Source organism: Pseudomarimonas arenosa (assembly GCF_014841215.1).
Classification (GTDB): Bacteria; Pseudomonadota; Gammaproteobacteria; order Xanthomonadales; family Xanthomonadaceae; genus Pseudomarimonas; species Pseudomarimonas arenosa.
In genome coordinates this window covers 26,478-43,125 of the sequence record NZ_JACYTR010000029.1, presented here as the reverse complement: position 1 = coordinate 43,125, position 16,648 = coordinate 26,478, and the positions used below count along the sequence as shown (strand labels likewise).

16 protein-coding genes are annotated in these 16,648 nt (G+C 62.7%); 9 read left to right on the top strand and 7 right to left on the bottom strand.

Translation table 11 applies throughout. The features are described 5' to 3' along the window. The first annotated feature begins 74 nt into the window (after positions 1 to 74). The 3 genes from IFO71_RS13405 to IFO71_RS13395 are packed head-to-tail and all read left to right on the top strand — an operon-like array spanning position 75 to position 3,948. A complete protein-coding gene (locus IFO71_RS13405) occupies positions 75 to 2,219 on the top strand; it encodes a two-component regulator propeller domain-containing protein (RefSeq protein WP_192030153.1) in 2,145 nt (714 codons plus the stop codon). Positions 2,220 to 2,251: 32 nt separating this feature from the next. Further along, a complete protein-coding gene (locus IFO71_RS13400; protein ID WP_192030152.1) occupies positions 2,252 to 3,190 on the top strand; it encodes an ABC transporter ATP-binding protein in 939 nt (312 codons plus the stop codon). Beyond that, positions 3,187 to 3,948, top strand: coding sequence for an ABC transporter permease (locus IFO71_RS13395; RefSeq protein ID WP_192030151.1), 762 nt, complete (start codon positions 3,187 to 3,189; stop codon positions 3,946 to 3,948). The genes IFO71_RS13400 and IFO71_RS13395 overlap by 4 nt, the downstream gene beginning before the upstream one ends. A 256-nt stretch (positions 3,949 to 4,204) precedes the next feature. Here IFO71_RS13395 and IFO71_RS13390 read toward each other — a convergent pair whose 3' ends face one another. Both IFO71_RS13390 and IFO71_RS13385 read right to left on the bottom strand, forming a co-directional pair. Then, the gene (locus IFO71_RS13390) at positions 4,205 to 5,032 is read right to left on the bottom strand and encodes an RcnB family protein (protein ID WP_192030150.1); all 828 of its coding nucleotides are present in this window, start codon (positions 5,030 to 5,032) and stop codon (positions 4,205 to 4,207) included. 280 nt (positions 5,033 to 5,312) lie between these two features. Further along, positions 5,313 to 6,215, bottom strand: coding sequence for a LysR substrate-binding domain-containing protein (locus IFO71_RS13385; protein WP_192030149.1), 903 nt, complete (start codon positions 6,213 to 6,215; stop codon positions 5,313 to 5,315). Positions 6,216 to 6,449: 234 nt separating this feature from the next. Between IFO71_RS13385 and IFO71_RS13380 the strand changes: the two genes are divergently transcribed. From IFO71_RS13380 to ahpF, 4 genes are all read left to right on the top strand, one after another. Further along, positions 6,450 to 7,352, top strand: coding sequence for a DMT family transporter (locus IFO71_RS13380; protein ID WP_425502895.1), 903 nt, complete (start codon positions 6,450 to 6,452; stop codon positions 7,350 to 7,352). 86 nt (positions 7,353 to 7,438) lie between these two features. Next, positions 7,439 to 8,536, top strand: a complete 1,098-nt coding sequence (locus IFO71_RS13375) for a PA0069 family radical SAM protein (protein WP_192030147.1) — start codon at positions 7,439 to 7,441, stop codon at positions 8,534 to 8,536. Positions 8,537 to 8,781: 245 nt separating this feature from the next. Continuing rightward, on the top strand, positions 8,782 to 9,345 hold the full coding sequence (ahpC, locus tag IFO71_RS13370) for an alkyl hydroperoxide reductase subunit C (RefSeq protein ID WP_192030146.1): 564 nt from the start codon (positions 8,782 to 8,784) through the stop codon (positions 9,343 to 9,345). Positions 9,346 to 9,719: 374 nt separating this feature from the next. Further along, on the top strand, positions 9,720 to 11,312 hold the full coding sequence (gene ahpF, locus IFO71_RS13365; protein WP_192030145.1) for an alkyl hydroperoxide reductase subunit F: 1,593 nt from the start codon (positions 9,720 to 9,722) through the stop codon (positions 11,310 to 11,312). 42 nt (positions 11,313 to 11,354) lie between these two features. Here the strand turns inward: ahpF and IFO71_RS13360 are convergent, their stop codons facing one another. Together IFO71_RS13360 and IFO71_RS13355 are read right to left on the bottom strand one after the other, a co-directional pair. Continuing rightward, on the bottom strand, positions 11,355 to 11,669 hold the full coding sequence (locus IFO71_RS13360) for a chaperone modulator CbpM (protein WP_192030144.1): 315 nt from the start codon (positions 11,667 to 11,669) through the stop codon (positions 11,355 to 11,357). Beyond that, a complete protein-coding gene (locus IFO71_RS13355) occupies positions 11,666 to 12,610 on the bottom strand; it encodes a DnaJ C-terminal domain-containing protein (RefSeq protein ID WP_192030143.1) in 945 nt (314 codons plus the stop codon). Before IFO71_RS13355 ends, IFO71_RS13360 begins: the two co-directional genes overlap by 4 nt. A gap of 138 nt (positions 12,611 to 12,748) precedes the next feature. Here IFO71_RS13355 and IFO71_RS13350 point away from each other — a divergent pair, with 138 nt between their 5' ends. Beyond that, entirely contained in the window at positions 12,749 to 12,925 is a 177-nt protein-coding gene (locus IFO71_RS13350; RefSeq protein WP_192030142.1) for a hypothetical protein, read from the top strand. Between the two features lie 32 nt (positions 12,926 to 12,957). Continuing rightward, positions 12,958 to 13,755, top strand: a complete 798-nt coding sequence (locus IFO71_RS13345) for a PP2C family protein-serine/threonine phosphatase (protein WP_192030141.1) — start codon at positions 12,958 to 12,960, stop codon at positions 13,753 to 13,755. 30 nt (positions 13,756 to 13,785) lie between these two features. Here the strand turns inward: IFO71_RS13345 and IFO71_RS13340 are convergent, their stop codons facing one another. The 3 genes from IFO71_RS13340 to IFO71_RS13330 all read right to left on the bottom strand — a co-directional run bounded on the left by IFO71_RS13340 (position 13,786) and on the right by IFO71_RS13330 (position 16,637). Beyond that, positions 13,786 to 15,504, bottom strand: coding sequence for an AsmA family protein (locus IFO71_RS13340; RefSeq protein WP_192030140.1), 1,719 nt, complete (start codon positions 15,502 to 15,504; stop codon positions 13,786 to 13,788). Positions 15,505 to 15,645: 141 nt separating this feature from the next. Further along, positions 15,646 to 15,987, bottom strand: a complete 342-nt coding sequence (locus IFO71_RS13335) for a cupin domain-containing protein (RefSeq protein ID WP_192030139.1) — start codon at positions 15,985 to 15,987, stop codon at positions 15,646 to 15,648. Between the two features lie 32 nt (positions 15,988 to 16,019). Next, entirely contained in the window at positions 16,020 to 16,637 is a 618-nt protein-coding gene (locus tag IFO71_RS13330) for an NADPH-dependent FMN reductase (protein WP_192030138.1), read from the bottom strand. Positions 16,638 to 16,648: the final 11 nt, after the last annotated feature.

Below are 16,648 nucleotides of genomic sequence, written 5' to 3'. Positions count from 1 at the left end.
GCCGCAGTTGCTCTGCAGCGGCCAGCCAGCACAGCCGAACACTGCTAACCTGGGCGCTGCACGGGAGGGTCTGCATGGCAGTGGAACGCGCTCGGGTGGTGCTCGCCTTGGCTGGTCTTGCTCTGCTGGCCCTGTGGCTGGCGTGGATGCCAACTCTGGATCATTCGCCGGTCGACGCTGCACAGAAACGCAGACCAGCATCGGCCCTGGCACCCGGCCTGCAGACCCAGACCGCGGCCCGCCCTGCCCCACTGCGTCTACTCAACGGCTGCCTGACACCCATGGGCAGGCAACGCACTCCGCTGAGCTTGGAGTTGCCCACCTTCGACAGCTGGCAACTGGCCGCGGCGGGTGGCGAGCGGCTGAAGGAAGACCCCTGCGGCAACATCTGGGCCCTTTGGTTCAACCATTGGGCGGTCTTCGTCGGCGGTGATCCTGAACATGTGACTGAGTTGCGACTACCGAACTCGGCTACCTTGGGTCACCTGGACAACACCGGCCTTACCGATTTTGCACTGTTGGGCAGCGAGCTTTGGGTGCTGGGGCGCGCCGGCCAGATCGCACGTCTGGACATGCAGGGATGGCAAGCGATCGAAGCACCGCCGGGGTGCGGCAGCGGACAGCTGATGGCCCACGAGGGGTTTGTCTGGCTGAGCTGCCATCCGCTGCCGAACAGCTTTCTGGGGTACTGGGAAACCACCCAATCGGCCTGGATAGCACTGCCGGTGCAAGGGCCGATACCGCCGCGCTTGGCGCTCGGACAGGACCAGGCCATGTACCTGCTGCTTGGCGATCGATTGCAGCGAGTGATTCGCCACGGCCAGGGCTGGTCGGTTGAACAGGTGGCCGCAACGCAAACCCCCACCCTGATCGAACTCAGCGACCAGCGGCTGAGAGTTCATGCAGGCAGTCCAAATCATCAGCTAAGTCTGGAGCAGCCTGGCTTGACGGGCGCCGCACTGACCGAGCACGGCCTGTTCACCAGCGTGAGCGGGCTGGGACTGCGCTTCCACGATGGTCAGCGCTGGCATACCTGGAGCCACGCCGAGGGCCTGCCAGAAGATGAGGCACGCGGGCTGCTGATCGATAAGCGCGAACGCCTGTGGCTGGCGGGAACCCCGGTAGCGGTGATCGATGCCGCTGCCGCCGCTGAACAGATTGTTCGACTGAAGTCACCGCCGCCGATGCCGGGAACGACCTTCGAGGATGCCTGCACCGCCGCACGTGAAGTCCTGGCTAAGCGCCCGAGCAGCGGGCAGGTGGCGCAGGAGCACGCCGATGGCCAACTGCACGTGTTCTTTGGGGGTCGACAGGTTTGCCCGAATCCCTGGCAGACAGCACAACACAATGCCCCACTGTTCGCCCGCCGCAGCAGCGATGGTGCCTTGTTGCGGGTAGACGGCAATGGGCATCAGGGCCAGATTCACTGCGGCTCGCCCTGCGATGCGGCCCGAACGGCGGTGCTGCGCCGACAATGGCAGCTGCAGCTTTGGCTACCACAAGGGCCCGCGGCAGCCGCGCCGATGAACATGCGTGTTCTGGCTCCACCCACCCCCCTGCCAACCTCATCGCCCGGCCCCTTGCTGTGGCTGGCGGTGAACGGTGATGTCTGGATCAGCACCCGACAACTCGGCCTCTACCACCACGACGGCAAGCGCTGGCATCACTACGGCCAGGATGGACAGTGGGGCCCGGACAATGCCATCAACGATCTGATCGAGGATGACTACGGTCGGATCTGGGTGGCCAGCCAGCCACGCTGGCAGGCCGACAAGAATCGCTACGCCGGCAGCACCTTGCATCGCTTCGAAAACGGACAATGGCAGCATCTGCAGCTGGCGCAGGAAATCCCGACCGCCTGGAGCGCGCAGGCCCTGGCCGCCATCCCCGAAGGCATCGTGGCCGCTGGCAACGGCAGCGCCCTGTGGATTGACGGGCAGAACATCGCACACCGGCTGGAGAATGCTCCCAATCGCTTCGCCAGCTTCGTTGCCGTCGATGCCGCGCGCTATTGGTGGTTTGCCCACGGCTCACGCGAACCCGGTGTCAGCATTCGTGACGCTGGACGCTGGGGCAGGCTGAGTACGCGAGAGGGTCTATTCAGCAATCGAATTCGCCAGCTGGCCCATGACGCTGAGCACCGCATCTGGATGCTCAGCGAAAACGGAGAGGTGGCGGTGTATCCTCGGCAGACCACGCTCGACCATATCCGCTGGTGAGCGCTGCGCACACCATCCCACACTGTTGACCTATGACTGACGCCGAACGCCCCGCGATCGCCATCCACGACCTTTGCAAGACCTATGACAGCGGCTTCGAAGCGCTGAAGCGGATCAATCTCAGCATCCGTCGTGGCGAGATCTTTGCCCTGCTTGGCCCCAATGGCGCCGGCAAGACCACCCTCATCGGCATCGTCTGCGGCATCGTGCGCCCCAGCAGCGGACAGGTCTTGGCCGATGGCTTCGACGTGGTCCGCGATTACCGCCAGGCGCGCAGCAAGATAGGCCTGGTGCCGCAGGAACTCTCCACCGACACCTTTGAAACGGTGTGGGCCACCCTGCGATTCTCCCGTGGCCTGTTCGGCAAACCGCCCAATCCAGCGCACCTCGAACAGGTGCTGCGCGACCTTTCGCTGTGGGACAAGCGCCATAGCAAGATCATGCAGCTTTCCGGCGGGATGAAACGCCGTGTTCTGATTGCCAAGGCGCTGGCGCACGAGCCGGATATCCTGTTCCTAGACGAGCCCACCGCCGGGGTCGATGTCGAACTGCGGCGCGACATGTGGCAGATGGTGGCCAAGCTGCGCCAGCGTGGTGTCACCATCATCCTCACCACCCACTACATCGAAGAGGCCGAACAGATGGCCGACCGCATCGGCGTCATCAACCATGGCGAACTGCTGGTGGTGGAGGACAAGCACATCCTAATGCGCAAGCTAGGCAAGAAGCAGCTACTTCTGAGCCTGCAAGATGCGCTCGAATCGATGCCCGACAGCCTGGCCGACCTGCCGCTGGAGCTCGATACCGGTGGCGAACGCCTGATCTACACCTTTGATTCGCAGGATGAGCGCACCGGCATCGCCGGCTTGCTCAGACGTCTGCAAGAACAGGGCATCGCGTTTCGCGACCTGCATTCGCGCGAGTCATCGCTGGAAGACATCTTTGTCGACCTGGTGAGGGCGCAGCGATGAACCTGTATGCGATCCAGGCCATCTATCGCTTCGAAATGGCGCGCACCTTCCGCACCATCGGCGAGAGCCTGCTGTCGCCGGTATTGACAACCTCGCTGTATTTCATCGTGTTCGGCGCGGCAATCGGTTCGCGCATGGGCGAGGTCGATGGGGTGAGCTACGCCGCCTTCATCATTCCCGGGCTGATCATGCTGTCCTTGCTCAATGAGAGCATCTCCAACGCCAGCTTTGGCATCTACATGCCGAAATGGTCAGGCACCATCTATGAGCTGCTGTCGGCCCCGGTGTCGGTGCTGGAGGTGGTGCTCGGCTACGTCGGTGCGGCCACCACCAAGTCGCTGATGATCGGCGCTCTGATCATGATCACCGCGCGCTTTTTCGTTCCGTACGAGATTGCCCACCCCGGCTGGATGCTGTTCTTTCTGCTGATGACTGCAGCGAGCTTCAGCCTGTTCGGCTTCGTGATTGGACTTTGGGCCAACGATTGGCAGAAGCTGCAGATCATCCCGCTGATGATCATGACGCCGCTGACCTTTCTCGGCGGCGCGTTCTACTCGATCCACATGCTGCCGCCGGTGTGGCAGACCATCTCGCTGTTCAATCCGATCGTGTATCTGATCTCGGGCATGCGCTGGAGCTTCTACGGCAGTGCCGACGTTGATCCGGTGATCAGCGCCAGCATGATTCTGCTGTTCTTTGCTGCCTGTCTGCTGGCGGTCTGGTGGATCTTCCGCAGCGGCTGGAAGCTACGCGCCTGATGACCAGTGCCCACAGTCGTACGGCTTTCGCAGGGACGACGAGCGCGGCGGCGGTTGGGTCGGCGGCGGCAGTACGGCAAAGGCGCTTTGGCGGTTGCCGGGCCCTTCGTCTGTCAAGTACGACAGCGCTTCCGGGCCGGGGCCCGGCGAGCACGCGAATACCGCCTTAACCATAGGGTGCGCCTTGGCGCACCCTCTCACGAGATGCTCTCAGGGCTTGACCTTGAACGAGATGTTCAAGCGTCAAGCCACCGACTCAATAGTAGAAGTCGTACAGCACGTCGACGATCGCGCCACTGGCCAACTCAACCAGCAGCAGATCGCCATCGACCCGCAACCAGCGGCAACCGTACGGCGGAGCGGCAAGGCCGTAGTAGCCGTAGTCGACGTAGTAGCTTGAAATCAGGAATGCCAGCGGCAGGTTGTAGCCGATGCGCCAATGGCTGCGGTGATAGCCGCTTGGATAGTAATAGCGAACCGGTGCGCGATAGCGCGTGCCGCTCCAACCATGGCTCCAGTGGCGTCGCCAGTCTGAGTGACGCCAATCGCTGCGGTGATTGCTGTAGCGATAGTGTTTATTGTCGTGACGTCCGCGATCGTAGTCGTGTCGATAGTCATTGCGATGATCGCTGCGATAGTCGCGTCGACCATCATAGCGATCGTGGTCACCACGACCACGCTGGTCGCTGCGGCCGTAACGATTGTCGCGGCCGTGGTCGCGCCGCCAATCGCTGTCATGACCACGCCCGGAGTGATCGCGATTGGAATTGCCGCCCCCATTATGACGGCGAGTGTCAGCCCGCGGCTCGACCGCTACCCCCTGAAAACCGCTCGGGCCTGAGCTGCGGCTACCGCTGTAGCGATCAGCGCTGCGGGAGGGCGCATTCCAGCCACCCTGCTCGGCCCGATCTTGCTGCTGCGAGCGACCACGATTGCGGTCTCTGCTGCGCTCACCATAGTCGGCCTGACGACTGCGCTCGCTGCGCGCCTCGTCGCGACTCTCACTCCATTGACCGGCGGCCATGGCATCCGCGCTCACGGCGCACAGCAAGGCAGCGAATGCAGTTGAGAAAGCTCGATTCATGGGGACACCTCGCGTTACCAGGCGAACTTCAGGTGACTGCAGCATGCGCGCGGAAAGCTGAACCGAGAGTGCGCAAATCCACACCGAACCACGGCCTATTCAGCAATGCGAAGACAAGATGAATGACATCGGCCGCGACGAACTAACCCGGATATTTCATGAGGGGGCGCGGATGATCACCGAGGACTTTGCGTCGAGTGCAAGGCGCGACGAGCCCAAGTGGTGGGCCCACTTGGGCGAGATCGGGACGCAGTCCCGCGTAATCCGGGAATGGTTGTGTTCAGACCTTCCCTGAGGAAGATGGGCGGGTCTCGCTGATAAGCCACTCAACAAATCGTTCCGCTACGGGTGACAGCCGCCGATGCTGCGGGTAGACCACGTAGTAGCTCCAGCGCGCCTCCAGCATGGGGCCCGGCAAGCGCTGCAACCGGCCCTGATCGATCCATGGAGTGACTATGCTTTCGCGTGCCAGGGTGGCCCCCAGACCCAGCGCGGCCGCCTCCAGGGCATCGGTGCTGTCGCTGAAGGTGTAGCTCGGCGCTCGCGCAGGCAGGGTCAGGCGCGCCTGGCGGCACCAATCGGACCAGCCTTGGCGTGCCAGATCGGCAATCAAGGGCAGCTTGAGCACATCGGCGGGCTGGCGAGTTTGCTCCGCTGCCACCCGCGCAGGGCTGGCAACGGCAAATAGTCGATCCGGCATTAGATAACGCGACACCAGGCCGGGCCATTGACCAGGACCATGACGAATGCCCAGGTCTGGCCCGCCATCATCAAAGCGCGTCAAGGCAGGCTCGGTGTCGATCACCAGGCCCAGGTAGGGGAACTGGGCGGTGAAACCCGACAAGCGCGGCAATAACCAAGTGTGCGCCAACGAATGCAAGGTGGTGATGCGCAGAGTCTGCTCGCGCTCGCGCCGCTGGCGCACGCCCTGCAACGCGGCCTCGACATCGGTAAACGCGTCGCTGGCGGCATCGGCCAATTGCCGGCCTTCTGCGGTCAGCGATACGCCGCGGGCATGCCGTTGAAACAAGGCCACGCCGAGTCGGGCCTCCAGCCTGCGCACATGGTGGCTGACCGCGCTTGCCGTGAGGTGCAACTCCTCGGCCGCACGGGCGAAGTTCTGTTGTCGGGCAGCCGCTTCGAACGCTGCAAGGGCCGGCAGCCAATCAGGACGCAGACTCATGCCAAGCCTCAAATGAAATTTGTGTCTCCCCAAAAAACTACGCGCTTGCGGGTAGTTCTGACAAGCCGACAATGGAGAGGTTGGCAAATCTGCTGCCCGGCTGGATGCCGCTGCGGGCGAATACGGGCCCACCCGAGCCTTGCTTCGCAGTCTGCTGCAGTTCGGGCCGATGGCCGAAAATGGCCAGTCCGGAACGTCGCAACAGAGCAGAATTCGGTCTGCTGCTATTCAATGGTGAGCGCAATGAGCAACCCGCAAGTCCTGGCAACGGAACTCCCTGTAGAGAGCAGCCGCGATTGGCGAACGCCGATCGAACTGACCATCCTCGGCGCGATCTGGGGCGCTTCCTTCATGTTCATGCGTGTATCTGCCCCGGAGTTCGGCCCGTTCGCCCTGGTGGAAATGCGCCTGGGTCTGGGTGCCCTGGTCCTGCTGCCGTTCCTGTGGCGCGAACGCCAACACTTCCCGCTCAATCGCTGGCCGATACTGGCGCTGATTGGCGCGATCAATTCGGCGGTGCCGTTCATTCTGTTTGCCTGGGCAGCGGAACGCGCACCGGCCGGAATCGGCGCGATCTGCAATGCCATGACCGTGTTGTTCACCGCCCTGGTCGCCAGCGCCTTCTTTGGCGAGCGCATCGGCACCCGCCGCGGCATCGCCCTGGTGGTGGGCTTTGTTGGCGTGCTGGTGCTGGCCAGCGCCAAGGTCGCCGGCGCCAGCGTCGGCTGGGCCGTTGCAGCAGGCACCCTCGCGGCATTGCTATATGGCTTCGGCGCCAATATGGTGCGCAAGTACCTGACTGGCACGCCGCCCGCCGCGGTGGCCGCCTCCACACTGGGGTGCGCTGCGCTGCTGGTGATGCCGCTGGCCGTGACTCATTGGCCGGAATCTTCGCCATCGACCTACGCCTGGTTCTCCGCCGCCCTGCTCGGCGTGCTTTGCACCGGCATTGCGTTTGTCATGTTCTATCAGTTGATCAAGCGGGTTGGCGCCTCGCGCGCGGTTATCGTCACCTATGTCGTGCCGCTGTTCGGCGTGTTCTGGGCTTGGCTGCTGCTTGGCGAGCCGGTGACCTGGACCATGGCCGTGGCCGGTGGCCTGATTGTCGGCAGCGTGGCGATGAGTCAAAAGCGCTAACCCGGACATCCGGGCTAACTCCATTTCCCCCGCCAGCGCGATTGCGCGGCTAGCGGCTCGCCCTCGAGCCGCTACACTTTGTTTTCATGAGCGACCAGTCTCCCAAGCAGCCCATCAAAGGGCGCGGCGCAGCCTCGCAACTGGCCGGGCGTTTCGACACGCGGACCGTGGAATCGGAATCCGACGGATGGGACATTCCCGATCAAGAGGAGTTCGCGGCCACCAGGCTGGAAACCGAAATCAGCGAAGAGTCGGCGCGCTCGATCATCACCTACAACCAGTCGCCGGATGTCGGCTTCTCACGTTCGATCAATCCCTATCGCGGCTGTGAACACGGCTGCGTGTATTGTTTTGCCCGGCCAACCCACAGCTATCTGGGCTTATCACCCGGCTTGGATTTCGAGAGCCGATTGATCGCCAAGACCAATGCGCCCGCGCTCTTGCGCAAGGAACTGGCCAAATCTGGCTATCAAGCCGAGCCGATCGCACTTGGCATCAATACCGATGCCTATCAGCCAGTTGAGAAGACGCTGCTGCTGAGCCGGCAACTGCTCGAAGTATTGGCAGAAGCGCGGCATCCGACCATCATCGTGACCAAGAGCGCTCTGGTGCTGCGTGATCTCGACCTGCTGAATGAGATGGCCCGCCAGCGTCTGGCCCGGGTGTATCTCTCGGTGACCACCCTCGACAACCGGCTTTCTGCCCGGCTGGAACCACGTGCGGCCGCCCCGCACGCCCGACTGAAAACCATCGAGCGACTGGCCCAGTCCGGCGTGGAAGTCGGTGTGTTGCTGGCGCCGGTGATTCCCACCCTCAACGACGCCGAGATCGAACGCATCCTCAAGCAAGTACGTGAGGCCGGGGCCGGCAACGTCGGCTACGTGCTGCTCCGCCTACCGAACGAACTCAAGGCCCTGTGGCGCGAGTGGCTGGAGCTGCACTACCCCGATCGCGCCCGGCACGCGATCAGCCTTATCCAGCAGATGCACCATGGCAAGGACTACAACCCCAGCTTTGGTATCCGCATGCGTGGCAGCGGCCCGTTTGCCGATCTGATCGAGCAGCGCTTTCAGCGCGCCTATCGCGAGCTCGGATTTCAGCCCTTCGATGATATGGAGTGCTCACTGTTCACCCCACCCCGCCTGCCTTCTGCTCAGGGCGATCTGTTCGACCCACCGGCCTGACACCGGCCATCTCTGGGGCGGCCTCCTGTGCAGCGCACAATTCAGGGCACCTCATACGCCGCTTGCCGCATTGCACTAGCCGCACCGGGGTTCGGCACAGCCTTGTAAACCGATGCTTGCGTCATATTGATAGTTCATATCTATCATTTCGTTAGCTTCTATCGATTTGATGCAACGCATCAAACTCATTAACATGCCCCCCTGTTGCTTCACCCTCACTCATCCCTCTCAAAGGAGTTCTGTAGATGTCCTTGATCAACACCAACGTCCAGCCTTTCAAGGTCAATGCCTTCCACGACGGCAAGTTCGTCACCTTGACCGAAGAGTCGCTGAAGGGTCATTGGTCGGTGCTGGTCTTCATGCCGGCCGCCTTCACCTTCAACTGCCCGACCGAGGTCGAAGACGCTGCCGACAACTACCTCGAGTTCCAGCGCGCTGAAACCGAGGTCTACATCGTCACCACCGACACCCATTTCTCGCACAAGGTCTGGCACGAAACCTCGCCGGCCGTCGGCAAGGCCAAGTTCCCGCTGATTGGCGACCCCACCCATCAGCTGACCCGCGCGTTCGGCGTGCATATCGAAGAAGAGGGTCTGGCTCTGCGTGGCACCTTCCTGATCAACCCGGAAGGCGTGATCAAGACCGCCGAGATTCACGACAACGCGATTGCGCGTGACATGAAGGAAACCCTGCGCAAGCTGAAGGCCGCCCAGTTCGTTGCCAAGAATCCCGGCAAGGTCTGCCCGGCCAAGTGGCAGGAAGGCGAGAAGACGCTGGCACCTTCGCTGGACCTGGTTGGCAAGATCTAAGCTGCCTGCTAAGCCCCTACCCAGGAACCTCGCTGCGCGAGGCCTGGGTAGGGAAAGGCCGGCTCCCTAACCCCACCCCACCCCTCCCCGAACATCGGGGAGGGAGTTCCGGGGCGCAATCCGGTGCGGCGAAAATCCGCGCACATTGGTCCCTCGCGCGGAAGAGGGGTTGGGGTTAGGGCCGGGTGTCCTGCTCGGTCAAACCGAAATTTGACCACACTCACCAGCGACCCACCCTTCGTCCGCCCTTCGGGCACCTTCTCCCGCGGCGAGAAGGCAGCCTGATATCCCGCGCCGAGGACGGCGCGCTCGGAAAGCAAACCCGCAAGCGTTTGATTTCCGGCAGCCTGCTAGTGCCTCATTGGAGAACCCCCATGCTCGACACCCAACTCAAAACGCAGCTGCAGGCCTACCTGACCAAGCTTCAACTGCCGATCGAACTGGTGGCTACGCTGAATGACAGCGACAGCAGTCGAGAGCTGGACGGCCTGTTGAGCGAGATCTGCGAACTATCGGACAAGATCAATCTGCGCCGTGACGGCGGTGCCGATCGCGCGCCCTCGTTCGAGATCCGGCGCCATGACAGCGACATCGCAGTCAGCTTTGCGGGCATTCCGCTCGGCCACGAATTCACCTCCCTGGTGCTGGCCCTGCTGCAGGTCGGCGGCCACCCACCCAAGGTCGACGATGAGGTCGCCGAACAGATTCGCGGCCTGAGCGGCAAGGTCCAGTTCGAAACCTATTTCTCGCTGTCTTGCCAGAACTGCCCGGACGTGGTGCAGGCACTGAACGTGATCAGCGTTCTGAACCCATCGATTCGTCATACCGCAATCGATGGCGCGCTGTTCCAGCAGGAGATCGAGCGGCGCGAAATCATGGCGGTGCCGACCATCATGCTGAATGGCGAAGTGTTCGCCGCCGGCCGCATGAGCGTGGAAGAAATCCTGGCCAAGCTCGATAGCGGCGCCGCCGAGCGCAAGGCCGCCAAGCTGAGCGAGCAGGCCCCGTTCGACGTGCTGGTGGTAGGCGGCGGCCCAGCCGGCGCTGCGTCGGCGATCTATGCCGCGCGCAAGGGCATTCGCACCGGTGTGGTGGCGGAGCGCTTTGGCGGCCAGGTGCTGGACACCATGGGGATCGAGAACTTCATCTCGGTCAGCCACACCGAAGGACCCAAGCTGGCCGCGGCGCTGGAGCAGCATGTCAAGGACTATGACGTCGAGATCATGAATCTGCAGCGCGCCGAGCGCTTGGTGCCATCCGAGCAGACCGAGCACGGCTATCACGAAGTGCATTTGGCCAGCGGTGCCACGCTGCATTCGCGCAGCGTGGTCATCGCCACCGGCGCGCGCTGGCGGCAGATGAGCGTGCCGGGCGAAGATCAGTACCGCAACAAGGGCGTGGCCTATTGCCCGCACTGCGACGGCCCGCTGTTCAAAGGCAAGCGGGTGGCCGTGATCGGTGGTGGCAATTCCGGTGTCGAAGCGGCGATTGATCTGGCCGGCATCGTCAAGCATGTCACCCTGATTGAATTCGATAGCAAGCTACGCGCCGACGATGTGCTGCAGCGCAAGCTACGCAGCCTGCCCAACGTCGACATCCTGGTGTCGGCTCGCACCACCGAAGTTCTGGGTGACGGCAGCCGGGTCACCGGCCTGCGCTATGAAAGCCGCGAAAACGGCAGCCTGCATGCGGTGGAACTGGAAGGCGTGTTCGTGCAGATCGGCCTGCTGCCCAACACCGATTGGCTGAAAGGCACCCTCGCCCTCTCGGCCCGCGGCGAGATTGAAATCGACGACCGCGCACAGACCTCGATTCCCGGCATATTCGCGGCCGGCGATGTCACTACCGTACCGTACAAACAGATTGTTATCGCCATGGGCGAAGGCTCGAAAGCGGCGCTGTCGGCGTTTGACTACTTGATCCGTACGCCGGCCCCGGCCACCCAAGACGTGCGCGAGGCGGCCTAACCCGGATATTTGAACAGGGCGTTCAAACTCCAAGTCGCAGAATCAATCACTCCGAAGCCGCGCCAGCTCGGCGCGCAACGCCTCTAGCTCGTCCATCAGCTGCAGTGCCAAAGCTGCGCCCGCAGCGTTCAGCCCGAGGTCGCGCAGCAGACGCGCGGCAGTGCGTGCAGCGGGCACCTGTTCGGCAGAGAACCGCCAGACCTCAAGGGTGTCGCCTTCAGGCTCTAGCACGCCTTCGTCGACCAAGGCGAGCAAGGCCTGTTGATCGAGCTGGGTTAGCGCGCATAGCTCAGTCAGACTCCAGGCGCCTTGAACATGGAAATCCACTTGCATGATTGTCACGGCATCTTCGCTCATGCCCACCCCTCCAGTTCACGCCGAGGATCATAGCCTGGACATGCTTTTGACAAGGCCTCGTAGGCTCGTCGCTGCTGTTCATCGTCTGCGTTCGGCAGTGTGATCGCCAGCTCGGCGTACAAATCACCGGCCGGCTCACCCGGTATGCCCTGTCCCTTCAAACGCAACTTGCGCCCCGACTGTGAACCCGGCGGAATCTTCAGCTCGAAGCGGCCATTCGGCGTTGGCAAGGTAACCGTGGCCCCGAGCGCGGCTTCCCAGGGCGCCAAAGGCAGGCGCAGATACACATCACGCAGCTCCACTCGGTAGCGCGGGTCGGGTGCAAAGCTGATCTCGAGATAGAGATCCCCCGGCTGGCCGCCGAGGGACCCACCCTGCCCGGCCAGGCGCATCACCTGCCCGGCGCGCACCCCTTTGGGGATGCTGACCTCCAGGCGGTGCTGCTGCACCTGCAGCCGGCCGTGCTCGTCAAGTTTCGGCATGCGCAAACTCAAGCTGCGAGTGCCGCCCTGATAGGCGTCACGCAGCGGGATCTCAATGGTGGCGTGGTGGTCGCGACCGCGCGGCGTGCGGCCGCCTCGAAGGTCAGCGTGCTGGCCGAACAATGACTCGAAAAAGTCACTATAAGCGGCCTGATCGACGCCTTCGGCGCCACCGCCGTCGTAACCGCCGCGTTCAAATCCGGCCCCCCAGTCCGGCGGCGGATGAAAGTCCTGACCGCTTTGCCAGCGGTCGCCGAGTTGGTCGTAGGCAGCGCGCTTGTCCGGGTCCTTCAGCACTTCGTAGGCTTCACCCACGGCCTTGAATCTGGCCTCTGCCTCGGCCTCCTTGCTGACGTCGGGATGGAACTTGCGGGCCAAACGGCGGTAGGCCCGCTTGATGTCATCCTGGCTGGCCGAGCGCTCGACTCCCAGCACCTGATAGTAGTCCTTGAACTCCATCACTCCTCCTCGCCCACAGCACAGGCCCACGTGAACTTTGCCAGCGCGCCACTGGCGGTGTCTTGACTGCAATCAAGCGTCGGTCACACCCTGTGAGCCTCCCCGTCGTGGGCTGGGTGAATCCTTGGAGTACTTCGGATGGACTGGTTCAGCGCACTCTGGTTGACCGCCCTGGCCATTGCCCTACTCAGCGGCAAGGCTTATTTTCGCGGCGTGGTCGAACGCCAATACGACCCCGGCCAGTATTGGACCATCTGCGCTTGCTATGTCGTGCTTGCCGGCATGATTCCGGTGCTGCGGGCGATCAAGGGCTGACCCAGTCGAATGCCGAGAACAAGTCGACCCTGATGGATGCTCACCAAGCAATCGAAACCCTGGCTGACGTGCAGCGCCTGCTGCTGCCGGACGAGCCGCAGATTCGCGGCCTGAACTATGCGTTTCACTACCAGCCGGCCGCCGTGGCGGCTGGCGACTATTACGATGTGATGCGGCTTAATTACGGCATCGAGCCTGACTTCACTGAAACCACGCAGATCGATGGTTGGGGCGTGATGATTGCCGATGTCTCGGGCCACGGCCCAGCCGCCGCCATGGAGGCCGTGCAATTCGATGCCATTCTGCGCACCTACCGGAATGACGAACCGCCGCACGGCCCCGCCGGCGCACTGACCTATGCCAATCGCTTCTTCTTTTCACGTCGACAGCGGCGCCACTTCCTGACCGTGTTTGCTGCCCTGTATCGACCTGATCTCGAGCAGCTGGTGTACTGCTCGGCCGGCCATCATCCGGCCCTGCTGCGTCGGGGAAACACCGTGATGCTGATTGATGATGGCAATGACATTCCACTGGGGATCGATCGCGACTACCGATTCAGCAACCTCAGCCGGCCGATGAAGGCCAACGACTTGCTGGTGGTGTTTACCGACGGCCTGCTGGAGGCCGAAGACTCCGCGGGTGAGGCCTTCGGTCTGGATCGCCTCAGCGATGCAGTAGCCAACGCCGATGGTCATCCCAGCGCCGTTCGCGACGCCGTCATCAATGCTCTTCAAGCCCACCAGGGCAGCCCCCTGGGCCTGGACGACCAGTCCTTGCTGGTGCTGCAACCAGTCGTCCCGGGCTGTGCCAACCAGACAAGACGCACCTGAGCCCGGGTTGCTTTACTGAACCGGCCGGGATCACTCCTTCTCGCGCTCCCGATCATCCTTCTTCTTATCCAGCAGTTGCAGCAATGCCGATCCAATGCGACGGCGATCGCTGACTTCGTCGGTGTTGCCCTCATCACCGCTACCCTGGTCTTCCTGGTCGGGCGCCAACAGGCCTGAGAGCACACTGCCCGCCAGCGCTTGTGAGCTCAGCTTGATCTGCGGCGCCGCCAGTGAACCCTGTACCTGCACGTCCAGCCCGCGGCTCGACGCATAGCGCATTGCCCCACCGGTAAACCTGCCCACTGAGGTACCACTGGCCGCGCCGCCGCCAGAGCGCTCGGCCACGTCGGGATCGATCTTCACCCGCAGTTTCATATCCACAGATTCGCTGGCATCGACGCGACCACCCCCACTGACCTGGCCCAGATCGACGACATGCACATCGATCTGCTCGAAACGCATTCCATCCGGCCCACGGTGAAACTGCAGCGAACCCTGATCGATGCGCGTGTCTTTGGGTGCCGGCAAACCGGCCAGAGCGGACAGAGCACTGAGTCTGCCAGCGAGACTGAAGCCGTCCAGCCGGGTATCTCGGAGCACGATCGGCCCCTTGATCTGCAGCCCATCGAGCGGACCGGTAACTGACAGCTGGATATCAAGCTCGCCGCCCGATAGTCGCGACTGCTCGGGCAGCTCGATGCCGAAGGCCGGAATCAACGCCTGCAGCTGATCCACCGACAGCGCCTGCCCCTTGAGATGCAGATTCATCCGCATGGCCTGACTTTTCTGGGCGAGATCACCGCTGAGTTGGATCTCGGCGCTGCCTGCACTCAACACACCCTGCTCCACCGTGCCGCGCCGCTTGATCAGATCGTAATCACAGCGCAACTGCAAGCGAATCGGCGCAGTGGCTGCTTGATCGGCACCGAGCAAACGCAGCGACTCGGCACTGAGCTCGCCCTCTGAACGCAGCAGGCCGCCCTCGGCCGTGAGATCGAACTTCAGTTGCACCCGCCCTTGCACCTGTGAACCGTCGCCGGCCCAGCCGCTGGCAGCCAGATCGAGCTGACTGATGGTCAATTCTGCCTGCAGCGCCGAGCGCATCGGCGACTGCCGGTCCAGGGGACCAAGCTGCCCGCTCAGGTCGAGCCTGCCTGACCCCGGCAACTCAGCCGACAGCGAGAACGGGAACGCCTGTTCGAGCTGTGGCTCATCCGCCTGCAGATTCACTGCCTGGTAGCGTCTGAGCTGATCGCCTGCGCGCTGCAATTCAACCGACCCGCCATGCAAGGTGATCCGATCGATCGACAAGCCAACAGGCGCGGCATCGGCCGGCGAATCGCTACTCTTTGCATTCACCGGCTGCCATAGTGACTCGATATTCCAGCGCCCGCTTGCATCCTGCTGCAATCGCACGCTCGGCGCTTCAATGTGCAGGGCATCGACCTGAACCTGCCGTTCCATCATCAGCGGCAGGAAAGCCACGGAAAAGGTCAGCGCGTCGGCATGCAGAAAATCATCCTTCGAAAAGCGCGGGTCTTCGGCGATTCGAATGCCGCGCGCGGCCACGCCGAGGGTCGACCAGTCGAAGGCGAGCACTTCGATGCTCACCGGCCGATTCAAGGTATCGCTCAGAGCAAGCTGCAGCTGCGGCCGATAGTGGTCGAGGTCCATGCGCGCCAGAAACACCGCGCCGAGCAGCAGCACCAACAACAAGACAGCAAGCGAACCGAACAGGAACTTGCGCATCGGATCTCCTTGACGCGAGCAGACGGGCTCGTCGATGAGTCAAATGCCGATCGCTGCAGTATCCCACAGCGCCGCGAAAGTGACGGTGAATGGGTGACCACGTTGCTGACCGTTGGACCAGGAAAGGTTCGATGCCTTGCTTCAGCGATCGCCGGAAGATGCGCCATCGACGGCGCGATGCAGATGTACTGCCAACCAGATTGCCCCCTCGGATACTTGCGCCACGCGATGCGGCGTGCCGCTGGCCAGAAACACGTAGTCGCCGCTGCAAAGGGCCATTGAAATGCCCTCGACTTCGAGCGTGGCATTGCCTTTCAGCAACACCACCCATTCATCCTGCGGCTGACGGTACTCCTGACCCGCGATTCGACTCGAGCTGACGATGCGCTCAATGAGCAGCGGACCATGATCCAGGAGCGTATCCATCCGCTCGCCCTCGGCAGGCGGGTCAGCCAGATGCAAAAGATTGCCGCGCTGGAACATGCTGTGGAGCGCCCTGGCTGGCGACGGGCGAGTCAGGACTTGCCGACCCCCGCCTCGCTCGACTCGCAAGCGGCGCGCTTGCAACCGTGCTCACGCGCGCGCTTCAGCGCATGGGCATACCATTCCAGTTCCGTGAGGAACTTGTCGGCGCGCTTCTCGTAGGCAGTATCCAGCGCATCGCCTTCGTCGCTGAACGCCTTGTGCACCTGCGAAATGGGCAAGGTCGAAGGAATGCTCGGTGTGCCGAGTTCGCCCAGCATGGCGCGCAAGGTCATGGCGGCACGCACGCCTCCGAAAGGCCCCGCCGAGTAGCTGACGATTGCCGAAGGCTTGAAGTAGTACTGTTCGAGAAAGTGATCCATCAGGTTGGAAAGGCCAGGCGGAACGGTGTGGTTGTATTCGCCGCTGACCACCACGAAGGCATCGGCGGCACTGATCGCTTCAGCCATCTGCTGCAAGACGCTGGGAGCCTCGCCTTCGGCATACTCCTTATACATCTTGTCGAGCAGCGGCAGAGGGTGGCTCAAGGGCTCGATCAAGCTGACCTGATGGCCGCGGGCTTCACACTGCCGCTTGATGAAGCGGGCCGCCTTGATGCCCTGGCGCGAGCTGCGCGCAGAGCCATAAAACATGACGAGCTTGAGGGACATGGCTGTGCTCC

Coding starts and splice junctions, on each gene's coding strand:
- IFO71_RS13340 (WP_192030140.1), bottom strand. CDS start 15,504: ATGCGCAAGTTCCTGTTCGGTTCGCTTGCTGTCTTGTTGTTGGTGCTG.
- IFO71_RS13405 (WP_192030153.1), top strand. CDS start 75: ATGGCAGTGGAACGCGCTCGGGTGGTGCTCGCCTTGGCTGGTCTTGCT.
- IFO71_RS13330 (WP_192030138.1), bottom strand. CDS start 16,637: ATGTCCCTCAAGCTCGTCATGTTTTATGGCTCTGCGCGCAGCTCGCGC.
- IFO71_RS13355 (WP_192030143.1), bottom strand. CDS start 12,610: ATGGAGTTCAAGGACTACTATCAGGTGCTGGGAGTCGAGCGCTCGGCC.
- IFO71_RS13385 (WP_192030149.1), bottom strand. CDS start 6,215: ATGAGTCTGCGTCCTGATTGGCTGCCGGCCCTTGCAGCGTTCGAAGCG.
- IFO71_RS13360 (WP_192030144.1), bottom strand. CDS start 11,669: ATGAGCGAAGATGCCGTGACAATCATGCAAGTGGATTTCCATGTTCAA.
- IFO71_RS13335 (WP_192030139.1), bottom strand. CDS start 15,987: ATGTTCCAGCGCGGCAATCTTTTGCATCTGGCTGACCCGCCTGCCGAG.
- IFO71_RS13345 (WP_192030141.1), top strand. CDS start 12,958: ATGGATGCTCACCAAGCAATCGAAACCCTGGCTGACGTGCAGCGCCTG.
- IFO71_RS13395 (WP_192030151.1), top strand. CDS start 3,187: ATGAACCTGTATGCGATCCAGGCCATCTATCGCTTCGAAATGGCGCGC.
- ahpC (WP_192030146.1), top strand. CDS start 8,782: ATGTCCTTGATCAACACCAACGTCCAGCCTTTCAAGGTCAATGCCTTC.
- IFO71_RS13400 (WP_192030152.1), top strand. CDS start 2,252: ATGACTGACGCCGAACGCCCCGCGATCGCCATCCACGACCTTTGCAAG.
- IFO71_RS13390 (WP_192030150.1), bottom strand. CDS start 5,032: ATGAATCGAGCTTTCTCAACTGCATTCGCTGCCTTGCTGTGCGCCGTG.
- IFO71_RS13375 (WP_192030147.1), top strand. CDS start 7,439: ATGAGCGACCAGTCTCCCAAGCAGCCCATCAAAGGGCGCGGCGCAGCC.
- IFO71_RS13350 (WP_192030142.1), top strand. CDS start 12,749: ATGGACTGGTTCAGCGCACTCTGGTTGACCGCCCTGGCCATTGCCCTA.
- ahpF (WP_192030145.1), top strand. CDS start 9,720: ATGCTCGACACCCAACTCAAAACGCAGCTGCAGGCCTACCTGACCAAG.